Origin of the sequence: Comamonas sediminis (assembly GCF_041107495.1) — a bacterium.
In the GTDB taxonomy this organism is placed as follows: Bacteria; Pseudomonadota; Gammaproteobacteria; order Burkholderiales; family Burkholderiaceae_C; genus Comamonas; species Comamonas sediminis.
The window spans coordinates 134,905-158,609 of record NZ_JBGBDC010000007.1 but is presented as its reverse complement, the minus strand read 5'-3'; the positions used below and the strand labels follow the sequence as shown (position 1 = coordinate 158,609).

General features: G+C 66.1%; 17 protein-coding genes. 11 read left to right on the top strand and 6 right to left on the bottom strand.

Annotation, left to right across the window (positions count from 1 at the left end):
• Positions 1-47: 47 nt before the first annotated feature.
• The 5 genes from AB7A72_RS16730 to AB7A72_RS16710 form a co-directional block, all read right to left on the bottom strand.
• Positions 48-5,549 carry a DNA repair ATPase gene (locus AB7A72_RS16730; RefSeq protein ID WP_369460627.1) on the bottom strand — a complete coding sequence of 1,834 codons (5,502 nt, stop codon included), beginning with the start codon at positions 5,547-5,549 and terminating at the stop codon, positions 48-50.
• A gap of 169 nt (positions 5,550-5,718) precedes the next feature.
• The gene (locus AB7A72_RS16725) at positions 5,719-7,809 is read right to left on the bottom strand and encodes a flotillin family protein (protein WP_312414256.1); all 2,091 of its coding nucleotides are present in this window, start codon (positions 7,807-7,809) and stop codon (positions 5,719-5,721) included.
• A gap of 78 nt (positions 7,810-7,887) precedes the next feature.
• Complete coding sequence (locus AB7A72_RS16720; protein WP_312414259.1) at positions 7,888-8,571, bottom strand: ubiquinone biosynthesis protein UbiH; 684 nt, start codon at positions 8,569-8,571, stop codon at positions 7,888-7,890.
• A 93-nt stretch (positions 8,572-8,664) separates the two neighbouring features.
• The gene (locus AB7A72_RS16715; protein WP_239810135.1) at positions 8,665-9,369 is read right to left on the bottom strand and encodes a PspA/IM30 family protein; all 705 of its coding nucleotides are present in this window, start codon (positions 9,367-9,369) and stop codon (positions 8,665-8,667) included.
• 40 nt (positions 9,370-9,409) lie between these two features.
• Complete coding sequence (locus AB7A72_RS16710; RefSeq protein ID WP_369460626.1) at positions 9,410-9,862, bottom strand: YjfI family protein; 453 nt, start codon at positions 9,860-9,862, stop codon at positions 9,410-9,412.
• Between the two features lie 349 nt (positions 9,863-10,211).
• Between AB7A72_RS16710 and AB7A72_RS16705 the strand changes: the two genes are divergently transcribed.
• The 9 genes from AB7A72_RS16705 (at position 10,212) to catC (ending at position 20,146) form a co-directional block, all read left to right on the top strand.
• A complete protein-coding gene (locus AB7A72_RS16705; protein ID WP_369460625.1) occupies positions 10,212-10,979 on the top strand; it encodes an enoyl-CoA hydratase in 768 nt (255 codons plus the stop codon).
• A 623-nt stretch (positions 10,980-11,602) separates the two neighbouring features.
• Positions 11,603-12,964 (top strand): glycosyltransferase family 2 protein, encoded by a 1,362-nt coding sequence (locus AB7A72_RS16700; protein ID WP_312526187.1) that lies wholly within the window; start codon positions 11,603-11,605, stop codon positions 12,962-12,964.
• Complete coding sequence (locus AB7A72_RS16695; RefSeq protein ID WP_312462517.1) at positions 12,961-13,914, top strand: bactofilin family protein; 954 nt, start codon at positions 12,961-12,963, stop codon at positions 13,912-13,914. Before AB7A72_RS16700 ends, AB7A72_RS16695 begins: the two co-directional genes overlap by 4 nt.
• Positions 13,911-14,894, top strand: coding sequence for a prenyltransferase/squalene oxidase repeat-containing protein (locus AB7A72_RS16690; protein WP_312462515.1), 984 nt, complete (start codon positions 13,911-13,913; stop codon positions 14,892-14,894). The genes AB7A72_RS16695 and AB7A72_RS16690 overlap by 4 nt, the downstream gene beginning before the upstream one ends.
• Positions 14,895-14,903: 9 nt before the next feature.
• On the top strand, positions 14,904-16,793 hold the full coding sequence (locus tag AB7A72_RS16685; RefSeq protein ID WP_369460624.1) for a polysaccharide deacetylase family protein: 1,890 nt from the start codon (positions 14,904-14,906) through the stop codon (positions 16,791-16,793).
• The gene (wecB, locus tag AB7A72_RS16680) at positions 16,790-17,974 is read left to right on the top strand and encodes a non-hydrolyzing UDP-N-acetylglucosamine 2-epimerase (RefSeq protein ID WP_369460623.1); all 1,185 of its coding nucleotides are present in this window, start codon (positions 16,790-16,792) and stop codon (positions 17,972-17,974) included. Before AB7A72_RS16685 ends, wecB begins: the two co-directional genes overlap by 4 nt.
• A gap of 18 nt (positions 17,975-17,992) precedes the next feature.
• The gene (locus AB7A72_RS16675) at positions 17,993-18,889 is read left to right on the top strand and encodes a YaiO family outer membrane beta-barrel protein (RefSeq protein WP_239810127.1); all 897 of its coding nucleotides are present in this window, start codon (positions 17,993-17,995) and stop codon (positions 18,887-18,889) included.
• A 10-nt stretch (positions 18,890-18,899) separates the two neighbouring features.
• The gene (locus AB7A72_RS16670) at positions 18,900-19,664 is read left to right on the top strand and encodes a hypothetical protein (RefSeq protein ID WP_369460622.1); all 765 of its coding nucleotides are present in this window, start codon (positions 18,900-18,902) and stop codon (positions 19,662-19,664) included.
• A gap of 197 nt (positions 19,665-19,861) precedes the next feature.
• On the top strand, positions 19,862-20,146 hold the full coding sequence (gene catC, locus AB7A72_RS16665) for a muconolactone Delta-isomerase (RefSeq protein ID WP_312414285.1): 285 nt from the start codon (positions 19,862-19,864) through the stop codon (positions 20,144-20,146).
• 117 nt (positions 20,147-20,263) lie between these two features.
• Here catC and AB7A72_RS16660 read toward each other — a convergent pair whose 3' ends face one another.
• Positions 20,264-21,046: a fumarylacetoacetate hydrolase family protein gene (locus AB7A72_RS16660; protein WP_369460621.1), complete on the bottom strand. Its 783-nt coding sequence runs from the start codon at positions 21,044-21,046 to the stop codon at positions 20,264-20,266.
• 208 nt (positions 21,047-21,254) lie between these two features.
• On the opposite strand from AB7A72_RS16660, the gene AB7A72_RS16655 reads away from it, so the two are divergent.
• Complete coding sequence (locus tag AB7A72_RS16655) at positions 21,255-22,559, top strand: Glu/Leu/Phe/Val family dehydrogenase (protein WP_239812810.1); 1,305 nt, start codon at positions 21,255-21,257, stop codon at positions 22,557-22,559.
• 188 nt (positions 22,560-22,747) lie between these two features.
• Complete coding sequence (locus AB7A72_RS16650) at positions 22,748-23,701, top strand: Bug family tripartite tricarboxylate transporter substrate binding protein (protein WP_312462507.1); 954 nt, start codon at positions 22,748-22,750, stop codon at positions 23,699-23,701.
• Positions 23,702-23,705 lie beyond the last annotated feature (4 nt).

The window sequence follows — 23,705 nt, the reverse complement described above, 5'->3', positions numbered from 1 at the left end:
CCCCATGGCTAGGACAAAGGCGCTGCTTGCACCTGATAACAAAGCTTTCAAGCCGGCGGGCGCGGGTCCTGCATCCGGTCAAAAGCCTTGTCGATGTCGTCGGCCTGCAAGGTGGGCTGCACCGGCAGGCGGCCGGCGCGCTGCTGGTCGATCTGCTCCTGCAGGCGCGCAGCGACCTGCAGCAGCACCCGGTGCAGGCCCAGCTGCTGGCGCCGGCTCTGGTCCAGATGCTCGACGACGGGCTGCAAGGACTGCAGCACCAGCTGGCCGAGCTGCTGCACCGCCAGATCCAGCGGCTGTGGGTGGGCCTGGCGGGCCGGCTGTTGCGGCGGTGCACTGTCCAGCACCGCCTGGCGGATGCCATCGAGCGACTGGCGCACCGCCGTTTGCGCCTGGCCCCACTGCGCCAGCATGTGCTGCAGCTCCGCTTGCGCCGCGCTGGCGCCGCTGTGCCGGGCCTGCTGGGCATCGGCCATCGCGCGGGTGGCGGCCACCAGGTCGACCAGCTGGGTCGTCACCCGGGTGGCGGCATCGGCGTTGGCGCCGCCGGCGGCCTGCTGGCGCTGGAACTGGGCCTTGATCTCGGCCCAGCGCGCCTGGCCCTGGGCATCGGCGCTGCCGCGCAGCTCGGCGAGCTTGAGCAGGTTTTCCTCGGCGCCGCCGGTCAGCACCTGCGCCTCGCCCTGGTAATGGTCGCTCAGCATCTGCGCCATCTCGGCATCGTTCATCACCGGGGTGATCTTCTCGGCCAGCTTGTTCATGTTGCGGTAGCTGCCCTGCAGCTTGAACGGTGGCTCGGTGCGGTAGTTGTCGTCCTGCGCAGCGCTGTGGATGTACTGCTGGTTCACCTTGAACACCAGCTCGCGCACCTGCAGCATGCGCTGGAGCACGGCCTCCATCTCGCGCAGCTCGGCGGCAGCGTAGTCATGCGACAGCGCATTGGCCGAGACCTCCTTGCCCTGCACCCGGTCGAGCAGCAGGTACAGGTCCTGCAGGCTGCGCGTGGCCATCGGCGCCAGCACCGCGTTCGAGGTCATGCTGTTTTCGATATAGCTGAGCTTGAAGACCTCGTCCATGCCGCCCAGCACATCACCCAGGTTGTAGATATCGGCGCGGTTGGCCAGCATGTCCGGGATCTTGAAGACCTCCCCCGACTCGGTATAGGGGTTGCCGGACATGACCACGCAAAAGCGTTTGCCGCGCATGTCATGGGTCTTGGTCTGGCCCCGCCACACGCCTTCGATGCGGCGCGTGCCATCGGACAGCGAGATGAACTTCTGCAGAAACTCGGGGTGCGTATGCTGGATGTCGTCGATGTACAGCATCACGTTGTTGGCCATCTCCAGCGCCAGGTTGAGCTTTTCCAGCTCCTTGGCCGCCGTCGCGTCGGGCGCCTGCGCCGGGTCAAGCGAGCGCACCGAATGGCCCAGCGCCGGGCCGTTGATCTTCATGAAGATCAGCCCCAGGCGGTTGGCCACGTACTCCATCAACGTGGTCTTGCCGTAGCCGGGCGGCGAGATCATCATCAGCAGGCCCATCTGGTCGGTGCGCTTGTTCTCGCCCACCACACCGATCTGCTTGGCCAGGTTGTCGCCGATCACCGGCAGGTAGATCTCGTTGATCAGCCGGTTGCGCACAAAGGACGACAGCGGCCGCGCCTTGAACTCCTCCAGCCGGAAGCGCGCCCGGTAGTCGCCCAGCAGCTGCTGGCGCAGCGCCTGGTAGCGCTCCCACTGCGGCACATAGCGGCGGTAGTGGCGCGCCGCGCGCGTGGTCAGCTCATCGAGCTGGATGTGCATGCGGCCGCCCTCCACCCGGCCGTGCTGCCCCAGCAGGCCCGGCACTTCGCAGCGCAGATCGGCATGGCTGACCTGGTGCGGCAGCTCGCTTTGGCAGACCAGCCAGGCGGCGGCCTCGCTGCAGTACGGCAGCCAGGCGGCGCGCTCGGCCGGCGGCGCAGCCTCGGCCACCGTCTGCAGCCAGTGCAGCGCGCTGCGCCAGCGCTGGGCCAGCGGTGCGGCGCCGCGCTCACGGCTGCCCTGGCCGGCCTCGCTGCCCGCCCAGTAGCGCTGCAGATCGGCCCAGTGCAGCCCTTCCTTGGGGCCGGCCTTGAGCGCCTGCTGCAAGGCAGCCACCACCGCCTGGCTGGCACCCGAGAAATGGAGGCGCAGCGCCTTGTGCGCCAGCTCGGCCTGCAGGTAATCGGCGGCGGCACGCAGCAGGTTGTCGGCCTCGCTGTCCCACTCGCCCTCATCGGGCGCAGCCGCTGCCAGCAACGGGCTGGCCGGGTCGGAGCGCAGCAGCGCATCGAGCAGCCCCTGGTCCTGCGCAAAGGCGCGCAGCTGGGCCATGATGTCGGTCTGCAGCGCCAGGCGCTCGGCCTCGCTGCCCAGCAGTTGCTGCATCGCCAGGGCCTGCTGCGCGCGCTCCGGCCAGCGCGCAATGCTGCTGGCCAGCTGCGGCTGCTGGATATGGGCTTGCTGGCTCCAGAACAGCAGCGCCAGGCTGCGTGCCTGCGGCGCATGGCGCAGCACACCGGCGCCATCGGCCAGCGGCACCAGCGCCTGCAGGATCAGCGCCGCATCATGGTCGTGGATGCCGCGCTCATAGCCGTCGCGGTAGCGCGGCGCAGAAAACTCCCGAATCGTCTGGGTCAGCGCCTCGGTATCGGGCAAGAGCTGGCGCAGGCGGTCCTCGCTCCAGCCCTCGCGGCCGGCACGCACGGCCTGCACCACCTCCAGCGCCAGGTACTCCCCCCGGTACATCTCGGCCGATTCGGCGGGCGACGAGGCATCCCAGTAGGCCTGCAGGCCCGCCAGCTCGGGGTTGTCCACGGGCTCGAAGTATTCGGTGCCCACCAGGTGCAGGTAGAGCTGGCCATCGCGGGGCAGCAAGGTCAGGTCCAGATCCTGGTTGCCGACCGAGAAGCGGTGGCGGCCCAGGCGGATCAGCTTGCCATCGCCCTCGTACAGATCATTGCGGTCCTGCAGCGCGCGGAAAGCCTGGTCGCGCAGCGACTTGATGCGGCTGTCGATGTCATCGGCCTTGACGGGGTCCTGCAGCTCTCCGCGCAGGCGCTGGGCCAGCTCCTTGAGCTTGGCGATGAGCGGGTCGCCTGCGAAGAATGCGTGCAGCGCTTCGGGGCTGGCGATCTTCTCGGTGCGCTTGGGCAGGCCCTGCACAATGCGCAGCGCGGCGTCGAGCACGCCCTGCGCGCGGCGCTGGCGCTCGTCCTGCAGGGACTGCTTGCGCGCCTCGAAGGTCTCCAGCACCTCTTCGCGCTTGGCGATGATGTCCGAGAGAAACTGCGCATGCTCGCCAAACTGGCCCTCGATGTCTTCGAGCTGCACCAGCAAGCGCGCCAGCTGCTCATCGCATTTCTCGGGGGTCTGGGCCAGGTTCAGCCCGCTGACAATGCTCTGCGAGAACAGCGCCAGCTGCGCGGCAAACTGCGCCAGGTTCTCGGCACTGCCCAGGCCGGACTTGCGCTGCTCGGTCCGGGCCCGCACCTGGTTGAGGCGGGCATAGATGGACGAGATGCGGTCCACCACCGCCGTGCGCTGGGTGGCATCGTCGATCTTGAGGCTGCCCATCAGCTCGGACAGCAGATCGAGCGCGGCCGACATCTGGGCCATCTGCGCCAGCGGCTCGGCCAGCTGCACCACGGTGGTGGCCGCCTGGGCCTGCTGGTCCAGTGCCTGCAGCTGCTCCACATAGGGCTGCATCGCAGCATCGGTGGCAATGAAGCCCGCCGTGCGCTGCGAGACCTCGGCCTGGGCCTCGTCAGCCGTCTGCACCATGGCCTCGATCGCTGCGGCATCGACATAACGCAGCTCGCGCGTGGCCAGCAACTGGCCGCGCAATGCGGCCAGATCGGTCAGCGCGCCTACATAGTCGTCGATGCTGTCGCCATCGGACAGGCGTATCTGCTTGAGCAGCTGCACATGGCGGCTGCTGACCTCACTCATCGCCTTGGCCGAGGCCTGGCGGATACTCTCGACTTTCTCGTACTCGTCCAGCACCGCATCGCCGGTGGCGACGATGCCCAGCAGGTTCTCATGCAGCGCCTGCATGCCAGGGCCGCTGAGCCAGGGGTAGCGCTCGAACAGGCGGCGCGCGGCGTCGATCAGGCGCTCGTAGCGCGGCAGCGATACCTCGGTGGCGGCGATCTCCTTGCGCACGCTGTACAGGTCAGAGATGCCGCTGACCAGCTCGGCATTGCCGATGCGGCCCAGCGCGCTGTCCTTTTGCGGCTGGCGCGCGGCATAGTCGTCCGATGCGAAGGGCGTGCGCCACAGCTGCATCGGGTGCACGCGCGAAGCCTCATTGCTCTCGGCAGCAAAGATGACGATGCGGCCATCGTCCATGCGCGCATAGCCGTGGCCGATGATCGGCGGCTGCAGCGCCCGCTCGATCAGGTTGTACTTGAACAGTGCCATGCGCCCGCTCTCGGGCTCGTAGAACACATAGAGCACGTCCTCGCCATTGGGCGAGCGGATGCTGCGGCGGTAGCGCATGCCCTGCATGTTCTGCTCGAAGGCGCGGTGCTCGCCGTTTTGCAGGTAGTAGCCGCCGGGGAAGATGATGCCGTGGTCCTGCGGCAACTGGATGCAGGCTGCGCCAATCGCATCGATGCGCAGCACCTGGCGCGACAAGGTGTTGTAGACCAGGTAGCGCCACTGGTCCTCGCGGTAGGGCAGGATCTTGAGCAGGATCAGGCTGCCGACGGCCGCGTATTCAAACACGGCGTCGTCGAGCGACTGGTTCTTCTCCTGCACCGGCTCGCGGTAGATGCCCAGGCCGTCGTTGGTGTTGTTCTCGACCTTGATCGTCAGGTCGCCATCGAGCGTCTCGACAAACACCTTGTCGAGGATGTTGATGTGCGGGTGGCGGCCCTGTACCAGGTGCTCGCGGCCGGCGCGCTGCCATTCGAAATCATGGGGTGCCGGAAGCTCGATGTCACGCTCGCCCCGGTTGTCGATGTAGCGGATCTGCTGGCCATCGGGCGAGACCGACCAGCGGAACACCCGCACATCGCCCAGGCGCTCGCCGATCTGAAAGCTGGCCAGCAGCTTGCCATCGCGCACCGCCAGCTGCATCAGCTTGGTGTGCTTGTAGTAGGCGTAGAGCTCCTGGAAATCCTGGACAAAGCTCTGGATGCCCAGAAAGCTGTCCTTGGTGTCCACCGGTGTGACTTCGTAGCCCTGCTCGCCCTCGTGCAGGCGGTAGAGCGCGAACACATCGTCGATGCGTGTCTCCTGCTTGAGGCCCATGAAGACGTTGTAGCCAAACAGCAGATAACCGCCGACCTGGGCGATGTCGCGGCCCAGGCAGTTGTTTTCGGTGCGTACCCGCATGCGGGCGATGACCTCCATCTGGCTGCGGCCAAACTCCTCCAGCCGTGCTTCATTGAGTTCACGCGCCAGCGTCTCCAGCGCCTGGCCCTGGGCATCGAGCCGCTTGGCCAGCACTTCATAGGAGCCGCCACTGGCGACGGCGTCGTCAACGGCAGAGCGGTCTGGGGAGTCGTTGGATGGGGTAGTGGACATGGCTAGAGCGGCAGAGAATGCGGTGGGGCACGGCAGGCCAGCGCGCGGACTGGGGCCTGCGTTGCAAGAGGGCTGGGCGCCCAGAAGGATCGGGCCGGCCCAAGGTCAGGCCAGACCAGGCAGGGCGCCTGGCCCGGCATGGCCCGGCCCGGCTTGGCCTGGTCAGGGTTCAGGACTCGGCCGCCGAAGGGGGCAGGCTCTTCTTGTCCTGGCCACCGCCCAGCAGGTTGCTCAGCGCATCGCTGGGCAGGCCCTTGCCGCCAATGAACTTCTGCAGCAGCTCCTGCACGATGGGGCTCTTGGCCGAGACACCCTCGACCGCCTTGCCGACCGACAGCGCCTTGGCAAAGTTGTTGAAGAAGTCGCCACCGCCGCCGACGATGTCGATATTGGCCTTGGACAGCGCGGCCGACAGCACCTCGGCCTGCTCCTGCGCCACCGTCTTGTTCGCCTCGATGGCGGCCAGCGCCTGCTCGAAGTTCTTCTCCAGCTGCATGCGGAACTCTTCGTGCGAGCGGGCCTGGTCGGACAGCGAGGCCAGCGCGCCGAACTTCTCGGTCAGGCCCTTGGCCTCGGCGAACAGCTTGTCGCGCAGCACATCGGCTTCGGACTGGCCGACATCGCGGGTCACCACGGCCTTGGTGTTGCCCACCTGGGCTTCACCACGGGCCTGCGCCATCAGGCGCTCTTCGAGCACCTTGGCATCGGCCAGGCCCAGCTTCTCGTTGGCATCGGCCTGGGCCTCGATCACGCGCACTTCGGCCAGACCCTTTTCCTCTTCGCCCTTGGCCTGGGCAATGAGCTTTTCCGCAATGATCTTGGCCTGCACCAGGCCTTCGCGCTCGATCGCTGCGGCCGTCACTTCACGCACCTTGGCATCGGCCAGGCCGGGCGCTGCGCGCTCGACCTCGATGGCCTCGGCCATCTTCTTCTTGGCTTCGGCCGTCTTGCCGGCGGCCTCCAGCTCGGCCTGTGCCAGGGTGGTCACCTCGACGGCCTTGTGGCGCGACGCGGTTTCATCGGCCTCGGCCTTCTTGACCTGGCGCACCAGGTCCTCTTCGGCCTGGGCCTGGGCGGTCAGCACGGTGACCTGCTTCATGCGCTCGGCTTCGGACACGACGCGCACTTCCTTGATGCGTTCCTCTTCCTGGGCCACGCCCTTTTCGACCACCACACGCTCGCGGATGACGTTGGCGATGTTGGCCTTCTCGACTTCGATGGCCTTTTCCTTCTCGATGCGCTGCAGCTCCACCTCGCGCTGGCGCGAGACCACTTCCAGGTCCTTGGCGCGGGTGACCTTTTCGATCTCGATGACCACCGCACGCTCGCGGTTCTGCTGCGCCACCGCCACTTCACGCTGGCGGTTTTCTTCGCGGATGTCGAGCTGCTCCTGCGTCTGGATGCGGGCCTGCTCGGCCTTGAGGCGCTCCTCTTCCTGCACCTTCTGGGTCTCGGCCTGTTCGCGCGCCTGGATAGTCGCGATCTCGCGCTTCTGGCGCGCTTCGGCATCGGCCTGCTGGCGCTCCAGCGCCAGCATCGCTTCCTTGGTCTCGACGTTCTTCTTGGTCACGGCCAGCTCGGCATTGCGCTCGAGCTCGTTGGTGACGATGTTCTGGTTGGCCGTCAGCTCGGTGATCTTGCGGATACCTTCGGCGTCCAGGATGTTGTTCGGGTCCAGCGAGGCCTTGGAGGTCTGCTCCAGGTAGTCGATGGCCACGTCTTCGAGCACATAGCCGTTGAGGTCGTTGCCGATCACATGGATGATCTGGTCGCGGAAATCCTGGCGGTTCTCGAACAGCTTCACAAAGTCGATCTGCTTGCCCACGGTCTTCAAGGCCTCGGAGAACTTGGCATTGAACAGCTCGTTGACGGCACCCTTTTCCGAGGCGCGGTCCACGCCGATGGCCTTGGCCACCTTGAGCACGTCGGCAGCGGTCTCGTTGACGCGCAGGTAGAACGCGACGGTGATATCGGCGCGCATGTTGTCGCGGCAGATCAGGCCTTCCTTGCCCCGGCGGTCAATCTCCAAGGTGATCAGCGAGATGCGCATGAACTCCTTCTTGTGGATCACCGGCAGCACCATGCCGCCGGTGAACTTCACCTTGGGCTGCGACGTGGTGTCGTTGATGATCAAGGCCGTGCCCTGGGGCACCTTGATGTAGAAGGCCTTGACCAGTGCAAACAGGCCCAGGATGACGATGAAGACCGAGCCGATCAGCACCCCGGCAACGATGTACCACTCCATATTTCCCCAATTCATGCGGATCTCCCTATCAATATCAGTCTTTGAAAAATTGCGAATGCGGGCCGCCGCGCTGGCGCGGGCGAGCCGCTCCCATCAAACCGGTGGCAGCAGGCCCGGTATCTCGCTGCCGTCGAACTCAGCCTTGCTGACCACGCGCCAGGCGTTGTGCTCGGGCAAGTGCTCGATCAGCACGATCTCGGTGCCGCGCGGCAGGTCGCGCTCTGGCGAGCGCATCTGCACATTGAGCCCGCCCCCGCCGTCATCGACGCTGCCATAGCCTTGCGTGGCGTTGACCACCCCGCTGCGCACCAGGCCCGTGCGGCCCAGCAGCACCTGGGGGGTCTCGGGCGGCGCAATGCGCGCCACCAGGCCGCGCAGCGGCCGCAGCACCACCACGGTGGCGGCAAAGCCCAGCACCAACGCAGCCACTGCCAGCGCGCTGCCGATAAGCAGGTTGAGCAGCGCCCAGCCCTCGGGCATGGGCACCAGGTGGCACAGCACATAAGAGGCCAGCCAGGACAGCAGCAGCAACACCGTCAGGATCACGGTGGCCGGAATGCCGCCCAGTCCCACCTTGAGCAGCAGGCCGGCCAGCGCGCTGACCGAATGCTCCACGCCATGGGCATGGTCGCTGCCGTCAAACAGCAGCCATTGGTCCAGCGAATCGGTCTCCACCAGGCCGACCAGGGCGATCAGCCAGTACAGCAGCATGCACAGCAGCAATGCGCCGAAGATGAAGGTTGGAAAGCCCAGCGCATAGTGCAGAAATGTCGACATGGCGGTCCCTCTTCTAGGTGTGCGGTAGCGGCCGCAGCGCCGGCTCCTCACTTGTTGTGTGTCTGGTCGGGCCAGCCATGGCCCCGGGCGGTATCAACCTTCCTTGGAGCCGGCGCGTTGCGCCTTGAGGCGCTCGAGCACCGACTGCGCATTGCCGGCGGTGGCGGTGATGCCTGCGGCGCGCAGCTTGGCGTCGAGCGCGTCCTCGCTGCTGCTTTGCGCCAGCTCGGCCGCGCTCTCCATGCGGGCGCCGCGCTCGGCCTGCTTTTGCTTGATGCGTTCGAGCGAATCAAGCGCCGTCTGCACCCGCGACTGCGAGCCGGTGTAGCGGCCCGCCACCGTCGCCTGGGCGCGTTGCACGCTCTCGGTGGCCTTGACGGTGTCCGCCTGCTGCTTGAGGCGCTTGATGTTGGATTGCGCCGTCTGGATCGCCGTGCGCAGCTGCTCCACGCTCTGGGTGAAGGCGCCCAGCTGGGCCTCTTCCTCATCGCGCTGGGTTTCGAGCAGCGCCACCTTGCCGGCAACCTCTAGCGCCAGGGCCTCGTCCTGGGTTTCCAGCGCCTTGAGCGCATAGCCTTCGTATTCGGCAATCTTCGCCTGGGTGGTCTGCAGCTTGCCAGCAGACAGCTTTTGCTTGGCCATGATCTCGGCCAGCGCTTCCTTGGAGCTGTTCAGGTCGTTGTCGGCATCGCGGATCTCCTGGTCCAGGATGCGCAGCGCCTGGCTGTCAGTGACGGCTTCACCCGCCTCGTGCGCGGCGCCGCGCAGCGCAGTCACCAGCTTGTTCCATACGGTCATGATGCTCTCCTTGTACTGTGGGGTCGGGGACGGGCTGCGCTCAGACCTGCGCCAAGGTCAGATAGGGGGCCAGCGCCTCGGTGGCCTGGATCACGCTGTCGGCCAGGATCAGTATCTCGGCGAGGATGTCGTCCGTGCTGCTGTTGGCGCGCATCGCGGCAAACATCACATAGCCCTCGCCGCCCCGCGCCAGCGGCTCCAGCGCCATCGTTGTGAACGGGAACAGCTTTTGCAGCCGCAGGATTTGGGCATTGAGGCCCGCGCCATCGCGCACCTGGTTGGCGGGCCACAGAAAGGCCTCGACCACCAGCTGCTCGCCCGACAGCGCCACATGCACCGGCAGGTCGCCAAAATCGGACAAGGTGACCAGCACGCTGGTCTCGGCCCCTTCCAGTAGCTCAATCTGCAACTTGCCCTCCCGGGCCAGCGCCGATGCACCCAACTCTTCGGCCAGTGCATGAATGCTGCGGTAGTGGTGCTTGCTGCTTTCCATACTCCCCTCCTGTTGGTGGATGGTCCATGAACCCGGTTGCGCCTGCGGCTGGCGCATCTGCTTTTCGAGCAGATGCAGGACCGCGCTGTACTCTGGAAGTACCCAGACTTCTTTCTTCACCAACCCTTGCTCCCGCAGCCGTTGGCGGTGCAAGCGCTGGTAGTGGGCAGATGTTTTTTGGTCCATGGGGCCACGATAACAGCCATTACATGTGATGTGTACATGTAATAGTTTCAATATGTAAATTCTCTTTTAAAATCATAGCGCTGCATGGCTGTTTCACGTGGCTGATTGGCGTTTTGTCTCGATGGGGACCGGCCCGCTGGCGATGCATCTTCACAATGGCTGCATGCTTTTGACCGACCTGCACCATGCCCACGCCAGCGTGCAAGACAACGGCGTGGCGACCCTGACTTTCCGCAATGCTGGCAGCCTCAACATCCTGTCGTCACCGGTGCTGGATGACCTGGCCCAAGCATTCGATACCTTGGCGCAGGACAGCCGCATCCGCGTGCTGGTGCTGCGCGGCACAGGCGACAAGGCCTTTGTCGCAGGTGCGGATATCAAGGAGATGCGGGCGCTCACGCCTGACAATGCCGCCGCCTTCATCACCCGGCTGCGCCGCGTCTGCGAAGGGGCGCGCCAGTTCCCCACACCGGTGATTGCGCGCCTGCCGGGCTGGACCCTGGGTGGCGGGCTGGAGCTGGCCTGTGCCTGCGATATCCGCATTGCCAGCAACCGCGTGCAATGCGGCATGCCCGAGGTCCAGGTGGGCATCCCCTCGGTGATCCATGCCGCGCTGCTGCCCCGGCTGATTGGCGCAGCCCGCACGCAGTGGCTGCTGCTGACCGGCGACAACATCGATGCCGCGCAGGCACTCCAGTGGGGGCTGCTCGACCAGGTGGTGCCGCCCGCGCGGCTGGACGGCGAAGTGGAACACATGGCCAACAAGCTGGCCAGCTACGGCCCGCAGGCCCTGCGCCAGCAAAAGCGCATGCTGCGTGCCTGGGAGCAGCAATCGATCGACCAGGCGATCGGCGACAGCGTGCAGGAGTTTGCCAACGCCTTCAAGACCGGTGAGCCTCAGGCCTATATGGCCCGCTTCGGACAGCACTGAGCCATTTCGCAGGCGCGCCAGGCCTGGCCCGGGCGGTCTGGTCACCCGCAGCGCCTGCCGAGCGCCGCGCCGCCGCTGCGCGGCGCTTCTATCCCCGCCTCCCACCTCTCTTAGCCAGCGCCACGCGCCCGCCCACGCGCGGGCGCTGTCCCGTTACGCGCTGACCCTCCTTCCCCCGCCCGCTTCTGTGGTCCCGGCCCCGCCCGCCTGCATGGGGCGCGCCTGCCTCCATGGCTGCGCATTTTTTCTATCGGTGTGCGCTTCTTGCCACTGCTGAGCGCATCACCCAGTCACAGAATCCGATGCTGCAGCGCATCATCCGCCGTGTCAAATCGTTAAAAAACACTTCCAAATCAAGCATCAATTTGTAACTGCAACAGGGCGAAGATCCGGCAGAGCGTTGATAGTTATCTCCTTTGGCGTTAATAAATACTTACTTTTTACTCGGATACTTGTTGAAACACTATTCATACTGTTTTGTCGATTGATATAATCGAATCGCAAGTCGTAAGAATTTTTTTCTATCAATCACCATGCCCAAGCGCTCCGCCCCCCTCCTTCAGGCACCTGCCCTCTGCGCAGCGTTTCTGGGCCTTTTTCCTGTTTGGGCCCATGCGCAGCCGTTGAGGCCTTACCAAGCCAGCTGGGCCACCTGGGGCCTGGGTCTGTGCCTGGCAGCGCTGCTGCTGGTGGTATTGCTCGAAGCGCTCTACACCTTCCGCCACTATGCGTTCACGCTCAACCGCCTGTTTGCGCGGCAGCGCCCGCTGTATGCCGGCATCGAGCATGCCCATTGGCCGCACATCACGGTATTTATCGCAGCGCACAACGAAGAGGCCGTCATCTCCGGCTGCATCGAGGCATTGCTGGATGTGGACTATCCGCGCGACCGCCTGACCATCATGCCGGTCAATGACCGTTCGACCGATGGCACACGCCAGATCATCGACGGCTATGCCGACCGCCACCCAGGCCGCCTGCAGCTGTTTCACCGCCAGGAAGGCCCGCCCGGCAAGGCCGCTGCACTGGCCGATGCCACGGCGATCGTCCAGGCCCGGGGCCAGTCCGAGCTGATCGTCGTGTTCGACGCCGACTACCTGCCCGGCAAGAAGATCATCAAGCAGCTGGTGGCCCCCTTTCTCGACCCTGAAGTCGGTGCCGTCATGGGCCGCGTGGTGCCGCAGAACGCCGGTGTGAACCTGCTCACCCGCCTGTTGGATCTGGAGCGCTCCGGCGGCTACCAGGTGGACCAGCAGGCCCGCTTCAACCTGGGCGCCGTGGCCCAATACGGCGGCACGGTCGGCGGCATTCGCCTGAGCGCGCTGCAGGACGTGGGCGGCTGGACACCGGAGGTGCTGGCCGAGGACACCGACCTGACCTACCGCCTGCTGCTCAAGGGCTGGCAAACCGCTTACCTGGGCTATGCCGAATGCTATGAAGAAGTCCCTGAGAGCTGGGCCGTGCGTTTTCGCCAGATCAGCCGCTGGGCCAAGGGCCACAACCAGGTCATGACCAAGCTGGGCACCGAGATGCTGACCCGCAAGGGCCTGCGCTGGATGGAGCGGGTCGATGGCGTGGCACTGCTGGGCGTGTTCCTGATGTCCCCCATCCTGCTGGTGGGCTGGATGCTGGCGCTGGTGCTGACCGTGACGGGCTATGGCATCGGTGCGAATGTGAACATTGCGCTGCTGATGCTGCTGATCGCCACCGGTTTTGCCTGCGTCGGCAACTTCGCGGCCTTCTTTGAAGTGGCTGCGGCCGTGCACCTCGATGGCCACCAGCGCCGCCTGCGCCTGCTGCCGCTGCTGCTGACCGGCTTTGTCGTCAGCATGGTGGCGGTCTCGAAGGCCACGATCGACGGGCTGCTGCTCGACAAGCTGTTCAAGCGCCAGTTCAAATGGGACAAGACCGTGCGCTACCGCCAGCCACCCGCTGCGCCAGCCACTGTCCCGGTCACCCCCGCCCTGCCTGAAGCCCGTGTATGACCGCCCCCGCCAACCCCTTGCTGTTTGGCAGCATGTGGCTGATCGCGACCGTCCTGGTCTTCCTTCTGCCGCTGTTGCCGGCGCTGCGAGAGCTGTACTCGCGCAGCGATGCCGATGCGCTGGAGATCGACCCGCTGGACGACGGCCGAACCGACTACGCCGCCCACCGCATGGCCGAGCAGCTCGACCTGCTCGAAGCCATGCCGCGCGTAGCGCAATGGCAACGGGATGACCAGGGGCGCCTGATGGTCCCCCGAGGCCAGAGCCGCCTCATGGCCCGGACCGCACTGCCGGTGGTGATCGGCTTTCGCTCCGAGCTGCGCACCCTCGTCTCCAGCGATATCGTCGAGCTGCAGGCCAACAGCGTCGTGCAGCGCGTGTTGCATGCCAAAAGCATCCACTGTCTGGGGCCGGCGCAGCTGGCGCGCCTGACCAGTGCCGAACGCCATATCGTGCTGTCCCCCGGTGCGCGCTTTCTGCGCCTCGCAGCCGAATGCGTGTTTACCTGGCCGCTCAAGCGCTCGCTGCAGTTTCCGCTGCCCGAGCTGGGCATCGGCATGCCGCTGACGACGCAGCAGCGGCGCCATGAAGGTGACTTGCGCATTCCCGTTGGCACCATCGTGCGGGGCGGCTTGGTGGTCACCGGCAACCTGCTGATGGAGGAGATGTCCGTTGTCATCGGCCACGTCAAGGTGCATGGCAATGCCGTCCTCGCCAAGAGTGCCTGCGTGCAAGGTGCCGTTTTCGTCAATGGCGATCTGCAGACCAAGGGCAACAACTATGTCGAAGGTCCGCTGTGCGCGGGCAAACGCCTGCACCTGGGGCCTGACAGCCAGGTCGGTGACAAGGACTGTCCCAGCAGTGTCTCGGCCTGGACCATTGCGCTCAACGCCAGTGTGCGGGTTTATGGCAGTATTGCGGCGGTACGTTCCGGACAGGTGGTGCTATGAAAACACGCAATCTCTGGATCGCCTCTGCCGCGATGGCCTGGCAGCTCGCAGGCGCGGCCCAGCCGGCCGAGCCGCCGGGGCTGGCCGCCTTTGCCACCGGCGATGGCGCCTATTACACGACCGTGGGCGGCCAGGTGGTGGACCCGTATTTCGTCAACAAGGGCTTCACGATCGCGCTGCAGGCGGATGCGCCACTGCAGGCCGAGCTGCAGCAGTGGCTGGCCTGGCTGTTGCCGCGCCAGCGCCAGGACGGCGGCTTTGACCGCTTTTGCCCTGCAGCGGACAAGGCCTGGCGCAGTTGCATGGGTGCCGATGCCGATGATTCCATGGCCGCCACGACGATCGAGATGCTGCACCTGGCACAGCAGAAAAAATGGCTGCTGCCCAGCCAGCAGCCGGCTGCCGAGCAAGCCATCGCGCGCAGCCAGCAGCTGCTCGCACGTCTGCGCAACCCCAAGAACCAGCTCTACAGGGCCTTGCTCGACACCGAGCTGTACTACCTGATGGACAACATCGAGGTCTATGAAGCACTGCGGGTGAGCGAAGGCGCGCAGGCCGGCCCCGGATCCAAGCGGCTGGCGGCCGCCATCCACCAGCGCTTTCGCAGCGGCAGCGAATGGAAACCCGCCTTGCCCGAGTACGACCGCCCCCGCTTTTACCCCCATACCCTGGCCAGTGCCTACCTGTGGCAGACCGGCCTGATCTCGCGCGCCGAATCGGACCGCGCCACCGCCCAATGGCTGGCCCAGCACGGCAACGCCTGGCTCTCGCGCAGCGAAGACCACTATGCCTGGGGTCTGGTGGCCTGGAAGATGCGCCAGACCGCCCCGATCCAGGCGGCCTGCTGGCGCGCATCGCTGCGCCCCTTCCCCGCTGCGCTGGGCTGGACCGTGCTGGATGCGATGATCGACCCCTCGCTGGCGCACACCGGCATCGGTACGCAGTGCCCCTTTGCCCCTGCTGCGGCGGCCAACCGCTGAGGCTGAACCATGAACAAGCTCTTGCGCTGGAAAAAATGGCTGGCTGCCTCTGCGCTCGTGCTGTGCGTGCTCGCCGCCATCGCCTGGCACCAGTCGCGCAGCCTTCGGGCCAGCCAGCATTACGCCACCATCAGCCTGTTGATCCCCGACCGCATGGCCCCCGATGCGCCAGAGGTCGCCATCTGGCGCCAGGCCGCGCGCGAGCGCGGCGTGCTGCTGAGGCCGCTGGCCATCAGCGAATGGATGCGTGGCATCCACTACGGCGCGCCCGCGGCGCAGCAGTCGGTGATCCTGCCCGATACCTTCCATCGCAATATCTCGGACGCCGCTGTGCAGACCCTGATTGACGTCGTGCATGCCGGTGGCCAGGCCATGGTCGTGCAGGATGGCGGCTTGCTCGATGAGCGGGGCTACTACAACAAGGGCAGCTCACGCCTGTCGCAGATGCTGGGCCTGCGCTATGGCGATTACGACACCTTCAAGGACCAGCTGTCGGACTATGAAGAGATCCGTGGGGCGCCAGCGACGATGGAGCTGCTGGGCATACCGCCCGGGCGCTACCTCGATGCCAAGGCCGCCGCCAAGCTCACCGCCATCGACCCCGCCGAGCTGGCGCAGCAGGAACCGGCCTTCCCCAGCTTCATCGCGGGCTACACCAAGGATTCGCAGCGCTTTACCGTGCTGAAAACCGACCGTCCCAGCGGCCTGCAGGTGCTGCTGCAATCGAGCAACGGCGATGTCGTGGCCAGCGTCAACCGCTGGGGCAAGGGCCAGGCGATGTTCATCAACCTGCCGCTGACCTACCTGCTCGAACGCACCGACGGCATCTTTCTGCATGGCTTTCTGGCCTACTTTGCCCACCAGGTGGTGCAGCAGCCCGCGCTGCTCAGCGCGCCGGACGGCAAGGGCGCTCTGGTGCTGAACTGGCACAACGACGACGGCAAGGCCATCGGCTACCTGCACGAGCTGCAGGAGGCCGGCATTTTCGACCACGGCCACCAGTCGATGCATTTCACCGCCGGCCCCGATGTGAACAAGCCGGGCGACGGCCTGGGCATGGACCTGGACTACAACGAAGACGCCCAGCAGATGATCCAGAAGCTGCTCAGCCAGGGCCATACCATCGGCAACCATGGCGGCTGGATCCACAACTATTTCGGCGACGGGGCATCGGACAGCAACAGCGATGACTTCATGCCGCTGCTGGACCTGAACAATGCCGCCGTCACCAAGGCCAACCATGGCCAGCAGCCCAAGGAATACTCGGCCCCCAATGGCAACACACCGCTGTGGACCTACGACTGGATGGCCGAGCATGGCGTGCAGGCCTTCTACACGGTGGCCAACGTCGGCATGCCACCCACGCGGCAGTGGCTGGGCACGCGCCAGATCCACCAGTCCTGGGCCTTCCCGGTGCTGACCTATGGCCAGGTGGCGTCGGCGGAAGAGGCCTCGTTCCAGAAGATGCCGGCCGAGGAATTTGGCGCATGGCTGCAGCAGGTGGCGCGTTTCATCGAGCAGACCCGCAGCATCCGCCTGAGCTACTTTCACCCGATTGGCGCGGTCGGCTACCTGCCCGCCGTCAAGGCCTATATCGACAGCATGCAGGCCTGCGTGGACCGCGCGCAGTGCCAGTTCATCTCGATGACGGAGGCCGCCGACTTCCTCAGCCGCCGCGACCAGGTAGAGTGGTCCCTGCAGGCCCAGGGTAACGCCGATGTGCTCAGTGCCCGCCACCCCCAGTCCCTGGCCGGCATGGCCTGGACACTGCCCAGGAAAAAATATGCTGCCGTGCAAGTACAAGCAGGCCAGGCCCAGGTGCAAGCCACCGACGACGGCTGGCTGGTGCGTGCGCAAGGCGGCCAAGAACTTCGTCTCGAACTGCGCCGCCAACCATGACTTCCTCGCCCCCCTCCTCCCCCTCCTCCGTCGTGGCCATCATGGGCACCCGGCCCGAGATCATCAAGATGGCACCGGTGGTGCTGGCACTGCGCCAGCGCGGCATCCCCACCCATGTGCTGCACACCGGCCAGCACGAAGAGATGGCTTGGCCGCTCTACGCGTTCTTTGGCATCGCGCCCGAGCAGGTGATCCGCCTCAAGCGCGAGGTCGCCAGCTTGCCGGCGCTGTCGAGCGAGCTGATGTCCGCGATCGGCAGCACGCTGGCCAGCCTCCAGCCGGCGGTGGCGCTGGTGCATGGCGACACCAGCAGCGCCGCGATGGGCGCACTGGCGGCCGCCTACCTGCAGATCCCCGTCGGCCATGTGGAGGCCGGGCTGCGCTCGGGCCGCATTGCCGAGCCCTTTCCCGAAGAGATCAACCGCAGCCTGATCGGCCGCGTCAGCCAATGGCACTTTGCGCCCACCGGCCAGGCCCGTGAGAACCTGGAGAAGGAAAACGTGCCGGGCGAGATCTCGGTGGTCGGCAATACCGTCGTGGACGCCGTGCTGCTGGCAGCCCGCCATGTGCGCACGCAGCGCGCTGCCGGCCAGCCGGTGGCCAACCCCGACTACCAGTGGTTCATTGACAGTGGGCTGCGCCAGCTGGTGCTGGTGACTGCGCACCGGCGCGAGAACTGGGGCGAACCGATGGTGGAGATTGCCCAATCGGTGGCCCGCCTGCTCGAGCAGCACCCCGATGCGGCAGTGATCTGGCCGGTGCACCTGAACCCGCTGGTGCAGCAGGTGGTGCGCGGCGCCCATGCGGCCTGCCCTGCCGATGTGCAGCGCCGCTGGCGCCTGACCGCTCCGCTCGATTACGCGCCGATGGTCGAGATCATGGACGCGGCCCAGCTGCTGCTGACCGACTCGGGCGGCATCCAGGAAGAGGGCCTGTCGCTGCACAAGCCGCTGCTGGTGATGCGCGAAGTGACCGAGCGCCCCGAAGTCATCGCCTGCGGCGCCGGCCTGCTGGTGGGCACCGAGGCCGAGCGCATTCTGCAGGCAGCCAGCCATGTGCTGGCCACCGGCCAGCTCCCCGGCCTGCCGCCCACCACCGTCGACAACCCCTTTGGCGATGGCAGCAGCGGTGCACAGATTGCTGCCGCGATTGGCCGCCATCTGCAGCACGCCTCTGTCTGAACACTCCACAAGAACACCATGAACATACGCACCCTCCCCCCTACGCTGGCGCTGAGCGCCGCCTTGCTGGCACCTGCCCTGGCTGTGGCGCAAACCGCCGATGCCACGCCCGCCGCAGCGACGGCCAGCACGCCCGTGGCACCGCCTGCGGATGCACTGCCCGCTGATGCGCCAGCGGCTGATTTCGAACCCGGCCGCCGTGGCCGCGTCGATGCCGGTATGGGCTTTTCGAGCCTGACCGGGGGCAACAGCAACTGGAACGAGCAGTTCGTGCGTGGCTATGTCGGGCTGCGGCCCGGCACCACGTTGAACTGGGACCTGTCCAGCCAACGCCATTTCGACCAGCGCGGCACCGTGGGCGCGCTGTCGCTGACGCACACCCTCACCCCCTGGTGGTATGTGTCGGTGGGCGCCAGCTCCGGCTCGGCCGACTTCCAGAACAAGTACCGGGGCGACATCGCCATTTACCGCAAGTGGACCGAGAGCCAGCAGTGGGTGACCGGGCTGGCGCTGATGAAGTCGGCCAGCCGCGACGGCATCCACCGCGACACGGGCATCACCGCGTCGGTGGCCTACTACTCGGCCCAGGACTGGGTCGGTGAAGGCGGCGTGGTCTACAACAAGTCCAACCCCGGCTCGGTCGAAGGCTTCCGGGGTTTTGCGGCGCTCACCATGGGCCGCGAAAAGCAGCACTACTTCACCGCCCGCATCGACCACGGCAAGGAGGGCTACCTGCCCACCGGCGCCATCGCCAATGGCGCCGGCAACCAGGTGGGCTTCCAGTCGACCGAGCTGAGCCTGCAGTGGCGCCAGTGGCTGGGCAGGGACTGGGGCTACCTGGTGGGCGGCCAGTTCTACCGCAACCCTTACTACAACCGCAAGGGCATCAGCGCTGCGGTGTTCTTCGACTTCTAGAGGCCAGACCATGTCGTTGCGCATGACCCGCCAGCACCGGGGGCTCAGAAGCTACATCTGGACCTGGCAGCACAGCGCGCAGCTGCTGGTACTGCTGACGGCGTTCTGGCTGGTGCTGTGGTGGGCGGCGCCGCTGCTGATGCACCGCTGGGCCGATGTGCTGGGCTGGGCCTGGCCGCATCTGGGCCTGGGCAGCAGCGATGGGGTCGAGGTCAAAACCACCTCACTGCTGGGTGTGCCCGTGGACGTGGTGCGCACGCAGTTCTATGTGCCGCCGCCCAGCCTGTGGCAGTGGTGGGGCGGCGCGCTGCTGTCGCTGGGGCTGATGGCGCTGTCCTTCGCGCTCTCGCGTGAACGCCTGCCGCTGATCTACGGCCTGCGCATCGTCGCACTGCTGGGCATCGTGGGTGTGCTCTCGTACGAATTTCTGCCCGCGCTGGCCGTCAGCGACGTCAACCGTCTGCTGGCCGACAACATCCTGGACATGGGCCTGGCGATGCTCTGGCTGCTGCCGGCCGTGCATGCGCTGGTGCTGTATATCTTCCCGATCCCGGTGCTGCACAAGGTGGCGGCCACGATGACCGGCATGCTGATGCTGGTCGTCAGCATCCCGCTGCAGGCGGCCTCGCTCGCGTGGCTGGCCCAGCAATGCAGCCTGCTCGTCACCCTGCCCCTGTACATGCTGTTCAGCTTTCTGCCCCAGATTGCGGCACAACTGGGCATCTATGGCCTGTTCATGAGCTTTGCCCCCGCGCCGGAGCCCCGCAGCCCGTAGCGCCTGGCGCCCGAAAAAGTTTCCCAGGCAACAATTAGCCGACGAGACCCTGTTGGCATCCAGCTGGGCGGACAATGCGCGCTGGCCTTGCGTTCAGCCCCCGTTGCCGACCTCAGAGGCCACAACTACCGATCGATCACTGGCGCTCGGCAGCCGGCCCTGGGGCAGGCCCGCTCAGCGCCGCCAAGGAGAAAACAATGCTGTACCTGGTTCGCATGGATGTGAACATTCCCCATGACCTGCCCGCAGAGCAGGCCCAAGAGATCAAGGCCCGCGAGAAGGCCTACTCGCAAGACCTGCAGCGCGATGGCCGCTGGAAGCACATCTGGCGCGTGGCGGGCGAGTATGCGAACTACAGCGTGTTCGATGTGGAATCGAACGACGAACTCCATGGCCTGCTGCAGGCACTGCCGCTGTTCCCGTACATGAAGATCTCGGTCACGCCGCTGGCCCAGCACCCGTCGGCCATTGCCCAGAACTGATAGCGCTGGCACCGGCCGGCCACCTGCTGTGCAACGCACACCCTCGCCCATGGCGAACGGTGTGCGTTCTGCTTTCTGGCCTGGCCTGGCCTGGCCTGGCTTGGCCTGGCGTACGGATTACAGCTGCACCCGCAGCTCGCCCATACCGTCAAACTGCACCCGCACTGCATCGCCGGGCGCGGCCTGCAGCAGGCCGCACCAGCTGCCGGTCGTCACCACGGTGCCGGCGCGCAGGCTGCCAAAGTGTGCGGTCGCATGGCGCAGCCACTGCGGCAGCAGCCAGGCGGGGTCCAGCAGGCCATAGCTGTTCTCAAAAGCCTGGGCAGGCTGCGCACCGATCTGCACCGTGCAGCGCTGCGTGCGGCCATCGACCGGGCGGTACGGCAGCCAGGGCCCCAGCACCAGCGCGCCATGGCAGAGCAGATCGGCAGCCTTGAGGGCGGCCGGCGCCTGCAGCTGCTGCTGCCAGCGCGAATCAACGATCTCGATGCTCAGCGCCATCGCATCGACCAGCTCGGCGGCGCTGGCCTCATCAAGCGCTGCAGCCTGGGCCGCATCGACCGGCCGGCCCAGCCGCAGCGCAATCTCGGCCTCCACGCCGCGCAGAAAGAACGGGGTATTGCCAAGATCGGCGCCGCCGCCATGCACCCCTTGCGGAGGCAGCGGCGCATGGCCCAGCGGCTGGCTGCGGCTGGGGCCGCCGGATTTCCAGTACTGCGGCGCCTGGGCGCTGTCGCCCCAGCGCTGGGCGCGCTCCCGGTGCACGGCGATGATGTCGGCAGGCGCCAGGCTCGCAGGCCAGGCAGCTGCGTCGATGGCAGTGCCAGCGGACGTGGCCGTCTGCAGCGCCTGGGCCAGGGCTGCGGGTTGGAATGGTGCGGCGGTGTCGGCAGAGGGCATGGCGATCAGGTCCAAAAGAGTAAGAAGTCCAATCGGCATAGCGTAACGGACCGCCGTACCTGCCCCTGTCGCCGCAGTAATACGCAACATGTAAGCAGCACCAGGCCCAGGTTATGCAAAAAAAGCATTCCATCCCAATCATCCGGCCTTGGACAAAGGCTATAGAGCGGATTTAAGCTGTGCAGACCTTTTCAACCGCATGGATCGTATGACGTCCAACAGCACTCCCGCCGCAACGCAACACGCGCTGCCTTCCTACCTCGACGCCAAGCACCTGGGCCCCTGGGGCAACTACCTGCAGCAGGTCGACCGCGTCACGCCTTACCTCGGCTCGCTGGCCCGCTGGGTCGAGACGCTCAAGCGCCCCAAGCGCGCGCTGATTGTGGATGTGCCCATCGAGATGGACAACGGCACGATCGCCCACTTTGAAGGCTACCGCGTGCAGCACAACCTGAGCCGCGGCCCCGGCAAGGGCGGCGTGCGCTTCCACCAGGATGTGACCCTGTCCGAAGTGATGGCCCTGTCGGCCTGGATGTCGATCAAGAATGCCGCCGTGAACGTGCCCTACGGTGGCGCCAAGGGTGGTATCCGCGTCGACCCCAAGACCCTGTCCAAGGGTGAGCTCGAGCGCCTGACCCGCCGCTACACCAGCGAAATCGGTCTGTTCATTGGCCCCTCCAAGGACATCCCTGCGCCCGACGTGAACACCAACGGCCAGATCATGGCCTGGATGATGGACACCTACTCGATGAACACCGGCGCCACCTCCACCGGTGTGGTCACCGGCAAGCCCATCGATCTGGGCGGTTCGCTGGGCCGTGTCGAGGCCACCGGCCGCGGCGTTTTCACCGTGGGCGTCGAGGCTGCCAAGCTGTCGGGCCTGGCGTTGCAAGGCGCCAAGGTGGCCGTGCAAGGTTTTGGTAACGTGGGCGGCACGGCAGGCAAGCTGTTTGCCGAAGCCGGTGCCCTCGTCGTGGCGGTGCAAGACCACACCGGCACCATCTTCAATGCCAAGGGCCTCGATGTGCCCGCTGTGCTCGACCATGTCGCCAACACCGGCGGTGTGGGCGGCTTCAAGGGCGCCGACAAGATGGCCAACGAGGACTTCTGGGCTGTCGACTGCGACATCCTGATCCCCGCTGCGCTGGAAGGCCAGATCAATGCCAAGAACGCCGGCAAGATCAAGGCGAAGATGGTGATCGAGGGCGCCAACGGCCCGACCACCACCGAAGCCGATGACATCCTGCATGACAAGGGTGTGCTGGTGCTGCCCGACGTGATCGCCAACGCCGGCGGCGTGACGGTGAGCTACTTCGAATGGGTGCAGGATTTCTCCAGCTTCTTCTGGAGCGAGGACGAGATCAACGCCCGCCTGGTGCGCATCATGCAGGACGCCTTTGCCGCCGTCTGGCAAGTGGCGCAGGAGAACCGGGTCTCGCTGCGTACCGCCACCTTCATCATCGCCTGCCGCCGCATTCTGCACGCACGCGAAGCACGCGGTCTGTACCCATAAAGCCAGCGCGATTCCACGCTTTGTCAGCGGCCCTCGTGGCCGCTTTTTTGCGCCCTGCTTCCGCGCACGCAAAGCATGGCTTTCGCAACGGCGAAGGCCCAATGCGCCCGGGTGCAGGCAAACCCCATCACGCCTGCCAGCGCGACTGCCTATGGTGAACTCCTAACTAAAAATACGGAGACAACACCATGCGCTTTGCGCGCCGCCGCGCCCTTGCGGCCCTGCTGCTTTCCCCGCTGCTGGCCTGGGCGGCCGACTGGCCGGCCCGCCCCATCACCATCGTCGTGCCCGCCGCTGCCGGCGGCACCACCGACATCGCAGCGCGCCTGCTGGCGCAGAAGATGGGCCAGTCGCTCAAGACCAGCGTCATCGTCGAAAACAAGGCCGGCGGCGGCGGTGGCATCGGCACCGCCTATGTGGCGCGTGCCAAGCCCGATGGCTACACCTTGCTGATGGGCAACATCGGCCCGGTGGCGATCAATTTCAGCCTCTACAAGAAGCTGGCCTACGGCCCTCATGACCTGCGCGGCATCACCAATGTGATCTCGGTGCCCAACATCCTGGTCGTGCATGCCAGCTCCCCCATCCAGAACGTGCAGCAGCTCGTGGCGCTGGGCAAGCAAAAGCCACTGACCGCTGCGACCTCAGGCGTGGGCCAGTCGCCGCACATGTCCACCGAGCTGTTCCGCCAGCAAAGCGGACTGGATGTGACCCTGGTGCCCCACAGCGGCGCGGCGCCCGCCGTCACGGCCTTGCTGGGCCAGCAGGTCGATTTCATGATCGACAACCTGCCCAGCTCGATGCCGCACATCCAGTCGGGCAAGTTCCGGGCACTGGCCATCACCAGCCGCGAGCGCTCGGCCCAGCTGGCTGATGTGCCGACGATGCGCGAGGCCGGTGTGCCGATGGATGTGACCGCCTGGTTCGATCTGCTCGCGCCGGCCGGCACGCCCGATGCCATCGTCAACCGCCTGCAGCAGGTGGCCCATGAGGCGCTGCAAGGCGCCGACATCCGCCGCACCTTTGCCGAGCTGGGTGGTGTGCCCGGCGGCGAGACGGCGGCCGAGCACGACGCCTTCATCGCGCAGGAGCGCAAGCGCTGGGCCGAGATCGTCCGCGCCGCCAACCTGTCTCTCGACTGATTCC